At 63.9% G+C, this 12,597-nt stretch carries 14 protein-coding genes; 10 read left to right on the plus strand and 4 right to left on the minus strand.

From position 1 onward, the window contains the following. Positions 1 to 172: 172 nt before the first annotated feature. Positions 173 to 1,018, minus strand: coding sequence for a hypothetical protein (locus AC0L4C_RS12530; RefSeq protein WP_473399951.1), 846 nt, complete (start codon positions 1,016 to 1,018; stop codon positions 173 to 175). A gap of 144 nt (positions 1,019 to 1,162) precedes the next feature. Between AC0L4C_RS12530 and thyA the strand changes: the two genes are divergently transcribed. From thyA to AC0L4C_RS12570, 8 genes are all read left to right on the plus strand, one after another. After that, on the plus strand, positions 1,163 to 2,125 hold the full coding sequence (thyA, locus tag AC0L4C_RS12535; protein WP_473399952.1) for a thymidylate synthase: 963 nt from the start codon (positions 1,163 to 1,165) through the stop codon (positions 2,123 to 2,125). A 101-nt stretch (positions 2,126 to 2,226) separates the two neighbouring features. After that, positions 2,227 to 3,261, plus strand: a complete 1,035-nt coding sequence (locus AC0L4C_RS12540; protein WP_473399953.1) for a DUF4424 domain-containing protein — start codon at positions 2,227 to 2,229, stop codon at positions 3,259 to 3,261. Next, entirely contained in the window at positions 3,258 to 3,737 is a 480-nt protein-coding gene (locus AC0L4C_RS12545; protein ID WP_473399954.1) for a GNAT family N-acetyltransferase, read from the plus strand. Before AC0L4C_RS12540 ends, AC0L4C_RS12545 begins: the two co-directional genes overlap by 4 nt. Further along, positions 3,734 to 4,243 (plus strand): dihydrofolate reductase, encoded by a 510-nt coding sequence (locus AC0L4C_RS12550; protein WP_473399956.1) that lies wholly within the window; start codon positions 3,734 to 3,736, stop codon positions 4,241 to 4,243. Before AC0L4C_RS12545 ends, AC0L4C_RS12550 begins: the two co-directional genes overlap by 4 nt. Before the next feature lie 74 nt (positions 4,244 to 4,317). After that, positions 4,318 to 5,394, plus strand: coding sequence for an FtsH protease activity modulator HflK (gene hflK / locus AC0L4C_RS12555; protein WP_473399957.1), 1,077 nt, complete (start codon positions 4,318 to 4,320; stop codon positions 5,392 to 5,394). A 3-nt stretch (positions 5,395 to 5,397) separates the two neighbouring features. Next, entirely contained in the window at positions 5,398 to 6,405 is a 1,008-nt protein-coding gene (hflC, locus tag AC0L4C_RS12560) for a protease modulator HflC (protein WP_473399958.1), read from the plus strand. After that, positions 6,402 to 6,587 (plus strand): DUF2065 domain-containing protein, encoded by a 186-nt coding sequence (locus tag AC0L4C_RS12565; protein ID WP_473399960.1) that lies wholly within the window; start codon positions 6,402 to 6,404, stop codon positions 6,585 to 6,587. The genes hflC and AC0L4C_RS12565 overlap by 4 nt, the downstream gene beginning before the upstream one ends. 57 nt (positions 6,588 to 6,644) lie before the next feature. Next, positions 6,645 to 8,135: a Do family serine endopeptidase gene (locus AC0L4C_RS12570; RefSeq protein WP_473399962.1), complete on the plus strand. Its 1,491-nt coding sequence runs from the start codon at positions 6,645 to 6,647 to the stop codon at positions 8,133 to 8,135. On the opposite strand, the gene AC0L4C_RS12575 is transcribed toward AC0L4C_RS12570, so the two are convergent. Both AC0L4C_RS12575 and serB read right to left on the minus strand, forming a co-directional pair. Continuing rightward, a complete protein-coding gene (locus AC0L4C_RS12575) occupies positions 8,132 to 8,680 on the minus strand; it encodes a GNAT family N-acetyltransferase (protein WP_473399964.1) in 549 nt (182 codons plus the stop codon). The genes AC0L4C_RS12570 and AC0L4C_RS12575 overlap by 4 nt on opposite strands. Further along, a complete protein-coding gene (serB, locus tag AC0L4C_RS12580; protein ID WP_473399965.1) occupies positions 8,677 to 9,549 on the minus strand; it encodes a phosphoserine phosphatase SerB in 873 nt (290 codons plus the stop codon). Before serB ends, AC0L4C_RS12575 begins: the two co-directional genes overlap by 4 nt. Here serB and miaA point away from each other — a divergent pair. Further along, positions 9,530 to 10,456, plus strand: a complete 927-nt coding sequence (gene miaA, locus AC0L4C_RS12585) for a tRNA (adenosine(37)-N6)-dimethylallyltransferase MiaA (RefSeq protein ID WP_473399966.1) — start codon at positions 9,530 to 9,532, stop codon at positions 10,454 to 10,456. The genes serB and miaA overlap by 20 nt on opposite strands. 10 nt (positions 10,457 to 10,466) lie before the next feature. Next, complete coding sequence (locus AC0L4C_RS12590) at positions 10,467 to 11,171, plus strand: hypothetical protein (protein ID WP_473399968.1); 705 nt, start codon at positions 10,467 to 10,469, stop codon at positions 11,169 to 11,171. A gap of 11 nt (positions 11,172 to 11,182) precedes the next feature. Here AC0L4C_RS12590 and AC0L4C_RS12595 read toward each other — a convergent pair whose 3' ends face one another. Then, a complete protein-coding gene (locus tag AC0L4C_RS12595) occupies positions 11,183 to 12,595 on the minus strand; it encodes an MATE family efflux transporter (RefSeq protein ID WP_473399969.1) in 1,413 nt (470 codons plus the stop codon). Between the last annotated feature and the right edge of the window lie 2 nt (positions 12,596 to 12,597).

Here is a 12,597-nt window from a genome sequence, read left to right on the forward strand (position 1 = left end):
TGTCATCGGAGTAGACGGCGTAGCTGCTGTAGTCGGCGGCGGCCACCACCTGATAGTAAAGCGCGCCATTTTCGCCGCAGGCGATATTGAGCGAAGCGATCCGGTTGCGCGTCCCCGCGTCGATATTGGGCGAGCTGGCGACGAACAGGTCAGGGCCATCGCTGGCAATCGTTCAGTCGCCAATCCTTCCCGTTCCGTCGACGTTGATTTCGGCCAGCGCCAGCGGGCCGGTCGCGTCGAGCCGGCTGCTGGAGGAGGATGTGGACGCGACCGATACGTCCGGTGCGACGAGAGGCGTCGTCTCGACAGCCGGCTGTGCCTGCACCTGCTCGCGCGGCGCGGGATTGCCGGTCAGGGCCGGCACGGGTGTGGGAACCGTGGGCTGGGTGACGTCCTCTTGTGGCGCGGCCTCGGCTGTCCTGATGTCGGGGGAGCCGAGCGTCCAGATGCCGTTGACGGCGTCAAAGGAACCGGCACGGATCGTCCCGGCCAGAACGGCGGTGCGCACCACTTCGCCATAGCGGTCCCAACCATTGTCGAAGGCGACGATCAGGTCTTCGGTCTGCGCCTGCAGGACGGCGTATTTCTCGAAGGCGCCCGCCAGATCGGCATTGGTTCGGACCTGCGGCCGGACGCGGTCGAGCATCACGATATTGGATCGCAGCAGCCGTTGCAGGCTCTGACCGGCAGAGACGTTCTGCAGCGCCATCGGCGAGAGGACGATGGAGGCGAGTGTCCGGCCGTTGTCGATGAAGGTCTGGGTGAGCTTGACGAGTTTATCGTCCGTAACCGCGCCCTCGTCGAGAACGACCTGAAGGGCGTCGCTGGCGCGCAGCTGAGTCTCGGCGATCTGGCGCGCCACGCCCAGGTTCGCTTCCTGCAGCTGCACGAGCTTGCCGAAGAGCTCCTCGACCGAGCGGGGTGCGACGACTTCCTGCGCGGCAAGCGGCCAGACGGAGGCAAGGACCAGTAGCCCCGCGCATGCTGCAGTACGGAAGAGTGATGAGATGGGTTTCATTTACGCAATATACTGGCTCTTCGAAAACTCACCGTCGCGCGAAAGTCCAAAGCCAGTCAATCGACGAATTGCTTTGACGCCGGAGCTGGGCACAAGTGTTGCGCGCCGAGCGTCAGAATGCCCCGAATCGACTAGTGTGCTGCCATGACCAACGTGCTCAGACTGCCCGACAGACCATCCGCCTCGCTCCACCCGGAGCAGCAATATCTCGACCTGCTTCACCGGGTCTGGACCTCCGGCGACGAGCGTGTCGATCGCACGGGTGTGGGGACCCGCTCGATCTTCGGGGCGACGGTCCGCTATTCGCTGGCCGACGGATCGGTGCCGCTGCTCACCACCAAGCGGGTTTCCTGGAAGACGGCCGCGCGGGAACTGATCTGGTTCCTGAGCGGCAGCTCGAATATCCGGCCGCTGGTCGAACAGGGTGTTCACATCTGGACCGACTGGCCTCTGGACAAGTTCCGAAAGGCGACGGGCGAGGACATCTCGCGCGAGGCGTTCGAGGCGCGGATCATTGCGGACGACGCCTTTGCCGAGACCTGGGGCGACCTGGGCCCTGTCTACGGCGTACAGTGGACGCGCTGGCCCAAATATGTGCCCGCCGGCGAAGGACTGTATCGGCGCGATCCGGAGGGCGTGAACCAGATTGCCAATCTGGTGCAGGGGCTTAAGACCAATCCGGCCTCGAGACGGCATATTTTCACCGGCTGGAATGTGCCCGAACTGGACAGCATGGCGCTCCCGCCGTGCCACATGACCTACCAGTTCTATGTCGCGAACGGGAAGCTCTCCTGCATCCTTTACCAGCGCAGCTGCGACCTCGGGCTCGGGTATGCATTCAACGTGTTCTCCGCCGCCCTCCTGACCCGGATGCTGGCGCAGCAATGCGATCTCGACGCCGGCGAACTGGTCTGGAACGGGGGCGATGTGCACGTCTACCTCAACCACGAACATCTGGTGACAGAGCAACTCGGCCGGACGCCGGAGGGCGATCCGAAATTGCGGCTGCTGAACAAGCCCGCGTCGATCTTTGGCTACCGGATCGAGGATTTCGCCGTCGAAGACTACACGCCGCAAGCCCATATATCGGCGCCGGTGGCCGTCTAGTCGCTGCAACGTTGTGGCAGGCCGTCGCCTATTCCACTTGGAGCGGCCCGGCCGAAGGCTATAGTTCACCGCACGATTTTTCACCTCGCGAGCCACGGCCCATGCGTATAGCGCTGTTCTTGTCCCTGCCAATCCTCAGCGCCGCCGCCGGCGTCGCCATGGCCAACGATACGATGTCGACCCTGGGGGCCGGCGGACTGGTGTTCGTGCAGACCGAAGATGTGCGGATGCTCTCCGAGGATCTATACGTGTCGCCGGACGCGGTCCGGGTGACCTACGAGTTCCGCAACGAGACCGATCACGACGTCCGGACGCTGGTGGCCTTCCCCTTGCCCGACATCACCGGCAGCGGCGACTTCATGGTCTCCATTCCCACCGAGGACGAAGCCAATATCTTCGGCTTTGCCACGACCTTTGATGGCGTGCCGGTCGATGCCGAACTGCATCAGTACGTGTTTGCCACCAACATCGATTACACGGGCTACCTTACGGGCCTCGGCATCCCGCTGGCGCCATTCGGGCAGCAGACAGCAGCTGCCATTGATGCATTGAGCGAGGAGCAGAAGGTCGAGCTCTTCCGACGTGGTCTGGTCGTGCCCATGGACTACGACGCCGGGCAGGGCTGGCAGCGCGACTACGTGCCAACCTGGACCTTGCGCTCGACCTATAGCTGGGAAGCGGTGTTTCCCGCCAGGAAAACCGTCGTCGTCGAACATGGCTACAGGCCCAGCGTGGGCGGAACGGTGGCTGTGACCTTCCTGTCGCCGCCCTATGAGGGATACGATCCGGCCACCACCTACAAGCAGAAGTACTGCACCGACGACGGCTTCATCCGGGCGGTCCGAAAGACGCTGCCCGATCCGAATGAACCCTATGGCGCGCTCTTTACCGAAAGCTGGCTCTCCTATGTGTGGTCAACTGGCGCAAACTGGTCTGGATCGATCGGCAGGTTCCGCCTCACCATCGACAAGGGCCGGCCGGACAATCTTGTGTCGTTCTGCTGGGACGGCAAGGTGACCAAGACCTCGCCGACGACGTTCGAGATGGAAGCCACCGACTGGTGGCCGCCTTATGATCGCGAACTTGAGATCCTGATCCTGAACCGGCAGGACCCGCGGGAGGGTACGGGGGGATGAGTTTGCGCATTCGAAGCGCCGTTCGCGAAGATGCGGCTCAGATTATCGCGTTCATTCGTGACCTCGCGGAGTACGAAAAGCTTGGCCACGAGGCGAGGGCGACGCCGGCCGACATCGAGCGGGACCTGTTCGGGCCCGCGCCAAAGGTCTTTTGCGAGATCGCCGAGAATGACGGCAAGCCGGTCGGGTTCGCGCTCTGGTTCTATACCTACTCGACCTTTCAGGGGCAGCACGGGATCTGGCTTGAGGACCTCTATGTCGACCCGGCGGTCCGGGGGACGGGGGCCGGCAAGGCCCTGCTCAAGAGCCTGGCGGAGCGCTGCCTGAAGGAAAACCTTGGCCGCTACGAGTGGTGGGTGCTCGACTGGAACGAACCGTCGATCCGCTTCTACAAGGCGCAGGGCGGCGTCCTGCAGGATGAATGGACCAAGGTTCGCATCGACGGTGCGGCGCTGCAGAAGTTGGGCAGTTCATGACCGTCCCCGTAGCGATGATTGCTGGTGTCGCCCGCAACGGCGTCATCGGGGCCGATGGCGGCATTCCCTGGAAAATCCCCTCGGACATGGCCTTCTTCAGGCGGACCACCATGGGCAAGCCCATCATCATGGGCCGCAAGCAGTTCGAAACGGTCGGGCGGCCATTGCCCGGCCGAACCAATATCGTGATCACGCGACAACCAGACTATGCGGGGGAGGGGCTGATCGTGACCAGCAGCCTGGGTTCGGCCCTTGCGGAGGCGCAGACAATAGCCGCGGCCGACGGGGCTCCGGAAGTCATGATCATCGGCGGCGGAGAGATCTATTCACTCGCCCTGCCGAAAGCCGACCGGCTCTATATCAGCCATATAGACCTCGCCCCCGAGGGGGATGTAACCTTCCCCGAGATCGATCCCGGCATGTGGCAGGTCGTCGACGAACCGACCGTTCCGGCGTCTGACAAAGACACTGCGTCATTCCGCGTCAGGGTCTACGAGCGCCGCTAGACGTGTCATGCGTTGATCCGGCGGCCTCACGCCCCTATATAGTGCCGGACATCACAAGACCTGAAAGGTGGCAGATGCCTTGGGACAATAATACCGGGGGAGGCCGCGGTCCAAATAATGGTGGACCGTGGGGGCAAGCGCCGCAAGGCGGCGGCGGCCCGCGTCGAGGCGGAACTCCGAGCCTCGAAGAACTACTTTCCCGTGGACGCGATCAGTTCCAGGGCGGACTGCCGGGCGGCCGCTGGGCGATCATCGGTGCCGTGCTGGCAGTGCTGGTCTTCTGGGGCGTGAACTCGATCTATACGATCGATCCGCAGGAAGTCGGCGTCAAGCTGCGCTTCGGCAAGCCGATGGAAGAGACCGGACCGGGTCTGCATTTCCATTGGTGGCCGGTTGAAAGCGTCGAGCGCGTCAACGTCACGGAAAACCAGACCGAGATCGGATCGATCCCGACTAGCCGCACGGGCAGCGACGAGGGCCTGATGCTTTCGGGCGACCAGAACATCGTGGACGTCAAGTTCTCGGTGCTGTGGTCGGTTGCCGATCCGCAGCAGTATCTGTTCAACGTCCGCGACCCCGAGGACATGGTCCGCAGCGTCGGCGAGAGCGCCATGCGTGAAGTTGTCGGCCGCCGTCCGGCTCAGGACATCTTCCGTGATGATCGTACCGGCATTTCCGTGGAAGTGCGGGACATCGCTCAGGGCATTCTCGACAGCTACAACCTGGGCGTCAGGGTGTCGCAGATCGCCATCGAGAACGTGGCGCCGCCGACCGAGGTGGCCGATGCGTTCGACGAAGTGCAGCGTGCCCAGCAGGACGAAAACCGCTTCCAGGAAGAAGCGCGGCAGTATGCCAACACACTGCTCGGCGATGCCCGAGGCCAGGCGGCGCAGATGCGCGAAGACGCTGCTGCCTACAAGACCCGCGTCGTTCAGGAAGCTGAAGGTGAGGCTGCACGCTTCACGTCGGTCTATGACGAATATGCCAAGGCTCCGGAAGTGACGCGCAAGCGCCTTTTCTTTGAAACCATGGAGCAGGTTCTGGGGAGCTCCGAGAAGGTTATCGTCGAAAGCGGAACCGGTTCGGGCGTTGTGCCGTATCTGCCGCTGCCGGAACTGCGCAGCAATTCCTCCACTGACACGGCGAGGTAACCCATGAACCGTCTCATTATTGCCGGCGTCCTCCTCGTCGGAATTCTCTACGTCGTGGTTTCGTCGGTCTATGTGGTCAACGAACGCGAACAGGCGATCGTCATGCGTTTTGGCCAGATCACCGACGTGAAGACCGAACCCGGCCTTTACTTCAAGATCCCGACCAATGTCGTGGACAGCGTGCAGATCATCGAAGACCGGCTGCTGCGCTATGACATCGCCAACATGACGCTGCAGGTGTCGGGCGGCCAGTTCTACGTCGTGGACGCCTTCCTCACCTACCGCATCTCCAACCCGCGGTTGTTCCGTGAGCGTGCCCTGGGTGAGTTGCGGACGGCGGAAAGCCGTATCGCAACGCGTTTCAACGATGCGCTGCGCAGTGTGTACGGTCGTCGTGAGTTCAATGCCGCGCTGTCCGAGGAACGCCCGGCGATGATGCTCGAGGCCCGCGACCTGATCCGCGACGAGGTCGACGACATCGGTATCGAGATCGTCGACGTCCGCGTGCTGCGGACCGATCTCACCCAGCAGGTGTCGGCACAGACGTTCGAACGCATGAAGGCCGAACGTCTGGCCGAAGCGGCACTGCTTCGGGCTCGCGGCAAGGAAGCGGCGCAGTCGCTCCGCGCTGTTGCCGATCGCCAGTCGGTGGAAATCATCGCGGCATCGCGGCGCGATTCCGAAGTGCTGCGCGGTGAAGGTGAAGCCCAGCGTTCTGTTGTCTTCGCCAACGCCTACCAGACCGACCCCGAGTTCTTCGAGTTCTACCGCTCGATGCAGTCCTACCGGACCGCACTGGGATCGACCGGCACCACCATGGTGCTGTCGCCCGACTCGGAGTTCTTCCGGTACTTCACCGATGCAGGTGAGGGCACGCCGGCCGTGCCGGCAGCGGACAGCACAGCGGCTCCCGCCGCGGTTGAGGGCGAGGCGCCTGCAGCTACTGCGGGCGAAGCTCCGGCGGCCAATGACAACGCCGCCGCGCCGGCCGCGGCAGCAGCGGGGCAGTGATCGAGTTCTTCTCGGCGCTGGCTCTTGCCATAGTCATCGAGGGGTTGGTCTATGCGGCCTTCCCCGATCAAATGAAAAAGATGCTGGCGCAGTTGATGGCTGCGCCAGCATCAACCATTCGTGCGGTAGGCCTGGCTTGCGCCGGTGCCGGACTTGTTCTCTTGTGGTTTCTTCGCGGGTAGCCATCGACCGCTGATTTGGTCCGTTGGCAGACGTTTTCGTGCGTTCGGAGGAAGACCATGGTTGGGCGCAAGCTATTGATGCACGCAGTGTTTCTGGCAGTCGGCCTGATGATGGCGCCAGCCCTCATGCTGCCGGTTCATGCTGCCGGGCCAGAATCGGTATCGCTTCTGGCAGCGAGTCTCTCTCCAGCCGTGGTCAATATCGGCACCTCCCGCCAAGTGGCAGGCGGCGGCGGCATGCCATTCCCCGAGATGCCTGAAGGATCTCCACTGGAAGATCTGTTCGACGAACTCAATCCCAACCAGGGGGAGGGCGGGCCATCCATGCAGGAGGCACGAAGCCTCGGCTCCGGGTTCATCATTTCTGCCGATGGTCGCGTTGTAACCAATTATCACGTCATCGAAGGCGCCGAAGAGATCACGGTCTTTCTGACCGACGGCCGTCGTCTGGCGGCCAAGCTGATTGGTGCCGATGAAAAGACCGACCTCGCCGTGCTCAAGGTCGAGGCGGAAGGCGATCTGCCGTTTGTGGAATTCGGCGATAGCGATACCGCCGATGTCGGCGACTGGGTCATGGCCATTGGCAATCCCTTTGGCCTTGGCGGTTCGGTCACCATCGGCATCGTCTCGGCTCGCAACCGGGACATCCAGGCCGGTCCCTACGACCAGTTCATCCAGACCGACGCGGCCATCAACCAGGGCAATTCGGGCGGACCGCTGTTCGACATGGACGGCAAGGTGATTGGCATCAATACTGCGATCATCGCGCGCGGCGGCTCATCGCTGGGCATCGGTTTTGCGGTTCCGGGCAATCTGGCGCGCCCGGTCGTCGAGCAACTGGCGCAGTTCGGCGAGACGCGCCGGGGTTGGCTGGGTGTCGGCATCCAGGACGTCACCGAGGATATCGCGGCTTCGCTCGATCGTCCCAATACGTTCGGCGCCATGGTGATCGACGTGACCAAGAGCGGGCCTGCCGAGGGCAGCCTGCTTGAGGGCGATATCATCCTTGAATTCGACGGCAAGGTGATCGAGCGCATGCGCGACCTGCCACGGGTGGTTGCGGAAACGGCAGTGGGCAAGAAAGTCCCTGTCAAGGTGCTGCGCAATGGTGCCGAGGAGACCGTGGACGTGACGCTCGGCCGGCTCGAAATCGGCGAACAGCTGATAGCCCAGAATGAAAAGGAGGCCCAGGAACAGCTGGCGCCACCTGCGGCGGACGTGGAGGAGCCCATAGGGCCGCCGCCTGGACTGCTTGAGCTGGTGGGGTTCGACCTGGCGGCGATAGATGCCGGCAAGCGTTCAGAGTACGGGTTGAGTGCAACGGCCGAAGGGGTTGTCGTCACGACCGTGACGAGCGGCAGCGACGCCGAGGGCAAGGGGTTCATCCCCGGACAGATGGTTGTCGAGGTCAACCAGAAGCCGGTGACTTCGGTCGATGAAGTGACCGCCGCGGTCAGTCAGGCCAAGGAAGCAGGGCGGCCGGCAGTGCTGTTCAAGGTTGCCGACCAGACGGGAACCGAGCACTTCGTCGCGGTCCGCCTGAATTAGGCGGGGCGGCGTATCCGATAGAGGACATGGGGGCGCAGGGTGTGCCCCTCGGGCACGTTGGGGTACTCGAAGTCGCCGGCCGGGTCGTAGCGCATGCCGATCTTTTCCATCACCCGGCGGCTCGGCTGGTTGCCCCGATATGTGATGGCGACGACCTCATCAAGATGGGTCTCGTCCCAGGCAAACTGCAGCATGCCGAGTGCCGCCTCCGGCGCATAGCCGTTGCCCCAGTAGGCCTTGTCGAGCTGCCAGCCGATCTCGGCTTCGGGCCGCCCGGGAATGGCGTTGCGCAGCAGATCATCAAAGGGGGCCATGCCCAGCATGCCGAGAAAGGCGCCATCGGCCTTGCGCTCCAGCGCCATGAAACTGAAACCGTAGTCAACCAGCCTTTGTCGGGCCTTTTCGATGCCGGCCGCTGCATCGACATAGGAGCCGACGGCCGGAAAGAAGCGGCGGACATGCGGATCGCCGATGATGGCGGCGTAGAGCGCCTTGTCCTCGTCGCGCCATTCGCGAAGCAGCAGGCGTTCCGTCTCGATCCTCACCGGATGATATCTTCGTCGCTATAACCCTGCAGGTAGAGCAGGGCGGTGAGGTCACCATGATCGATGCGGACGGCTGCTTGTTCAGCAACTACGGGTTTGGCATGCAGCGCCACCCCAAGCCCGGCCGCCCGGATCATGTCGAGATCGTTGGCACCGTCACCGACGGCAAGTGTCTGGGCCATGGGGACGGCGCGTTCCTCGGCCAGGGTCTGCAGGCGGTTGAGCTTGGTCGTCTTGTCGACGATGGGATCGAGCACGCGCCCCGTGAGGGCGTCGCCATCGAAATCGAGGACATTGGCGATAGCCTCGTCAAAGCCGATGCGTTCGCCGAAGTAGTCGGCAAAAAAGGTGAAGCCGCCCGAGACCAGCGAGGTATAGGCGCCGTAGGCTTTCATGGTCTGGACGAGAGCCCGGCCACCAGGCGCCAAGGTAATGCGCTCCCGGCGGACTTCCTCGATGGCCTTGCGCGAAAGGCCTTTGATCAGGGCCACGCGGGTGCGCAAGGCGGCGGCGAAATCGAGTTCACCGTTCATGGCCCGGGCAGTGATATCGGCGACTTCGGCCTTGATCCCGACCGCGTCGGCGATCTCGTCGATGCATTCCTGGTTGATCATGGTCGAGTCCATGTCGGCCACGAGGATCTTTTTTCGCCGGTTCGACAGGGCGACCAGGGCAACATCCACCGGGCGCCCGGCCAGATGTTGCCGCGCGATGGCTTCCGTATCGGCACTCAGTGGTGAAATGATCTCGCAGGCAATGCGCTGGTGCAGCCAGTTGATCTCGCCACGCGTATCGTGCTGGATCGCCTCCACAATCTTGGCGTCCAGCGCCGGATCAGCAGGGTTAGCGATGAGGCAGAGCACCGACATGGGACAGTCTCGCAATGGGCGGGGAAGCGCGGTGTTGATAGCGGGTCCGACTGCCAGCGGCAAGTCGGCGCTGGCCTTGGCGCGCGCGCAGGCCAGCGGCGGCATTGTCATCAATACCGACGCCATGCAGGTCTATGATGTGCTGCGGGTGGTGACGGCCCGGCCCGCTTTGGACGAGATGGGCGATGTGCCCCATCTCCTCTATGGCACGGTGCCGCCGTCGCGGCGTTTCTCCACGGGCGACTGGTTGCGGGCGACACGGGCGATCATTTCGGACCCGGACTACGCCGGACGAGAGCTGATATTTGCAGGCGGGACAGGGCTTTACTTCGATGCGTTGATGAATGGATTCGCCGAGGTCCCGGAGGTTTCGGAGGCCGCGCTCGCTGCTGCTGAGTCTGAAATCGCCGGCCTGGACCGCGAGGCGAGGGGGCGTTTGATCGCCGAGCGCGACCCGACAATAGCGGCGCGACTCAAGGCACCCGACCCGCAACGCGTAGTGCGCGCGCTTGCCGTGCTCAATTCGACCGGGCGGTCGCTTGCCGCGTTCCAGGATGATCTGCAGGATGGCCTGCTGGCAGGGTTCGAGGTGGAGCGGATCGTTCTGAATCCCGATCGCGAACTGTTGCGAAAGAGGATCGCGCACCGTTTTGAGGCGATGATGGACGCGGGAGCGGTCGAGGAGGTAGAGGCTCTCAGGCAGTTGCAACTTGATCCGGCGCTGCCGGCAATGAAAGCCATCGGCGTCCGCGAGATATCGGACTGGATCGAAGGCCGGATCGACCGGCGGGAAGCGGTTGAGCGAGCGACCATTGCCACGCGGCAATATGCCAAGCGGCAGCGGACCTGGTTTCGTGGTCGCATGGCGGACTGGACTTGGATGGACCCATCCAATCAACCTGTTTGAGGCAACCCCAATGAAGTTTCTGAAAGTCCTGGTCGCCCTGGTCGGATGCGGCATCACCACCGTGGCTGCAGCAGAGTCGGGCTTTCAGGAGCTCTTCGCTTCTAGAAATGCCAAGACCTTTGCCGTTCTGGAAGCCGAGTTCCCAGCCGATTTCCGCCTGCTGACCATCCGCCTCAACGCCATCGAGCAAAGTCAAGGGGCCCTCAGCTTCAAGCTTTCTGCGGGTTTTAACGCGCTCACCGCGATCCGCCGCAAGTACGGGAAGCGGATCGAGAACGCGCCGGCGCGCTTGCTGTCAGAGTTGCTGATCACGACGGCCGTTTTCCATGACGCCGTGTTGACAGGCGAGGGGCCGGCACGCTGCGGAAGTTTCGCCCGCAACGGCACCGGCACGCTCTATCAGCTCGATCTCTCCGAGCGCTATGCGTCCGAGATCGACAGGCAGTCGGCGTTCTATCTTGAGGCCGTGGTGGCAGGGATCGAAACGCCGGAGGTGCATGGCACGGTGCGCCAGCAGGATCTTGCGGCATTGCTGACTGCCATGGCCGCTGCGGGGCTCCCCAAGGCGTATGCGGCAGCGATTGCCGGCGGCAATCCGTCTGACCCCAACCTCTGTCCCGGGCTGTCGGCCATGTTTCGGGCCGCCGCGGTCTTTGACGCGCCCGAGGGCGTGCGGGTGCGGGTCGATCTCGCGAGGAACTTGGCCGGCTACTGAGCCAAGCTGTTTCAGGCGGGCCGCTGCGGAGTGCCGGGCACCAGCCGCAGCCGTTCACGCAGGGCGAAGCGCGTCACCAGCGCCACGGCGGCGAACGCCAAACCTGCGGCGAGGCCATACCAGATGCCAACGCCCTTGAGGTCAAAGACGAAGCCGAGGACGTAGGCGATGGGAAAGCCGACGCCCCAATAGCCCAGCAGGGCCATGAACAGGGGCACGCTGGTGTCGGAAAGGCCGCGCAGGGCGGAGCCAGCGCTCACCTGCGCGCCGTCGACCAGCTGGAAGAGGGCGGCGACCACCACGAAACCGGTGGCCAGCGACAGGGTGCGGGCGTTCTCGGGATTGCCGGCGTCGAGGAAGAGGCCGACCAGAGTGTGCGGGAACGACAGGAACAGCGCGCAGGTGGTGCCCATGAACGCCAGCGTGGCGGCCAGCGACACCCAGCCGGCCAGACGGACGCCGGCCGGCGAGCGCTGGCCATAGGCGAGGCCGACCCGCACGGTGGTGGCCTGGCTGAGGCCGAGCGGCACCATGAAGGCCAGCGAAGCACACTGCAGCGCAATGGCGTGAGCGGCCACGGACTCCGAGCCGATCCAGCCCTGCATCAGTGCGGCGGAGGTAAAGAGGCCGATCTCGGAGACCAGCATCAGGCCGATGGGGGTGCCGATGCGGAAGATCTGGCGGAAATGCACCCAGTCGGGGCGCCAGAAGCGTGCGAGGATGCGGTAGCGCTTGTAGCGCCGGTGGCGCAGCACATAGGCCAGCATGAGGCCGAACATGACGGTGTTGACCACAGTTGTGGCGATGCCGGAGCCGGGCAGGCCGAGCCTTGGAAAGCCCCAGTGGCCGAAGATCAGGGCATAGTTGGCAATGCCGTTCACCAGCACGCCGACGACGGTGATGATCAGGATGGCAGCGGTGGAGCCGTGCGCGGCGAGGAACGAGCGCAGCACGATGATGCCGAAGGCCGGCACCATCAGCCAGCAGGCGGCGTGAGCGAAGCTCTCGGCGATATCGACCAGTTCCGGGTCCTGGCCGAACAGCAGCAGGATGGGTTTGAGGTTCCAGACGATGGGCGTGATGATGCCGGCGAGCAGCAGCGCGACCCACAGGCCCTGGCGGACGATGCGGCGCACCGACTTGATCTGCCGGGCGCCGCGCGCCTGCGCCACCATGGGCGCGACGGCCCCGAGCAGGCCGACGCCGAGCAGTTGCAGGCAGAGCATGACCGAGATGGCGAGGGTGCCGGCGGCGAGGAACTTCGGGCCGAGCCAGCCCATCATGATGACGTCGGTGGTGAAGAGGGCGTTCTGGGCGAGCTGGGCGACAATGAGCGGCCAGCCGAGCACGAGCAGGGCCTTGAGCTCGGCGACCCAGGGGCGCCGGGAGGCAGCTGCCGGGGGCGCCGCTGTGGAATTGGACATTG

This window comes from Devosia sp. J20-27 (assembly GCF_055808595.1).

Excerpts from the sequence above, each read along its gene's own strand:
- AC0L4C_RS12540 (WP_473399953.1), top strand. The coding sequence starts at position 2,227 with ATGCGTATAGCGCTGTTCTTGTCCCTGCCAATCCTCAGCGCCGCCGCC.
- hflK (WP_473399957.1), top strand. The coding sequence starts at position 4,318 with ATGCCTTGGGACAATAATACCGGGGGAGGCCGCGGTCCAAATAATGGT.
- miaA (WP_473399966.1), top strand. The coding sequence starts at position 9,530 with ATGAGGCAGAGCACCGACATGGGACAGTCTCGCAATGGGCGGGGAAGC.
- AC0L4C_RS12590 (WP_473399968.1), top strand. The coding sequence starts at position 10,467 with ATGAAGTTTCTGAAAGTCCTGGTCGCCCTGGTCGGATGCGGCATCACC.
- serB (WP_473399965.1), bottom strand. The coding sequence starts at position 9,549 with ATGTCGGTGCTCTGCCTCATCGCTAACCCTGCTGATCCGGCGCTGGAC.
- thyA (WP_473399952.1), top strand. The coding sequence starts at position 1,163 with ATGACCAACGTGCTCAGACTGCCCGACAGACCATCCGCCTCGCTCCAC.
- AC0L4C_RS12545 (WP_473399954.1), top strand. The coding sequence starts at position 3,258 with ATGAGTTTGCGCATTCGAAGCGCCGTTCGCGAAGATGCGGCTCAGATT.
- hflC (WP_473399958.1), top strand. The coding sequence starts at position 5,398 with ATGAACCGTCTCATTATTGCCGGCGTCCTCCTCGTCGGAATTCTCTAC.
- AC0L4C_RS12530 (WP_473399951.1), bottom strand. The coding sequence starts at position 1,018 with ATGAAACCCATCTCATCACTCTTCCGTACTGCAGCATGCGCGGGGCTA.
- AC0L4C_RS12550 (WP_473399956.1), top strand. The coding sequence starts at position 3,734 with ATGACCGTCCCCGTAGCGATGATTGCTGGTGTCGCCCGCAACGGCGTC.
- AC0L4C_RS12595 (WP_473399969.1), bottom strand. The coding sequence starts at position 12,595 with ATGTCCAATTCCACAGCGGCGCCCCCGGCAGCTGCCTCCCGGCGCCCC.
- AC0L4C_RS12570 (WP_473399962.1), top strand. The coding sequence starts at position 6,645 with ATGGTTGGGCGCAAGCTATTGATGCACGCAGTGTTTCTGGCAGTCGGC.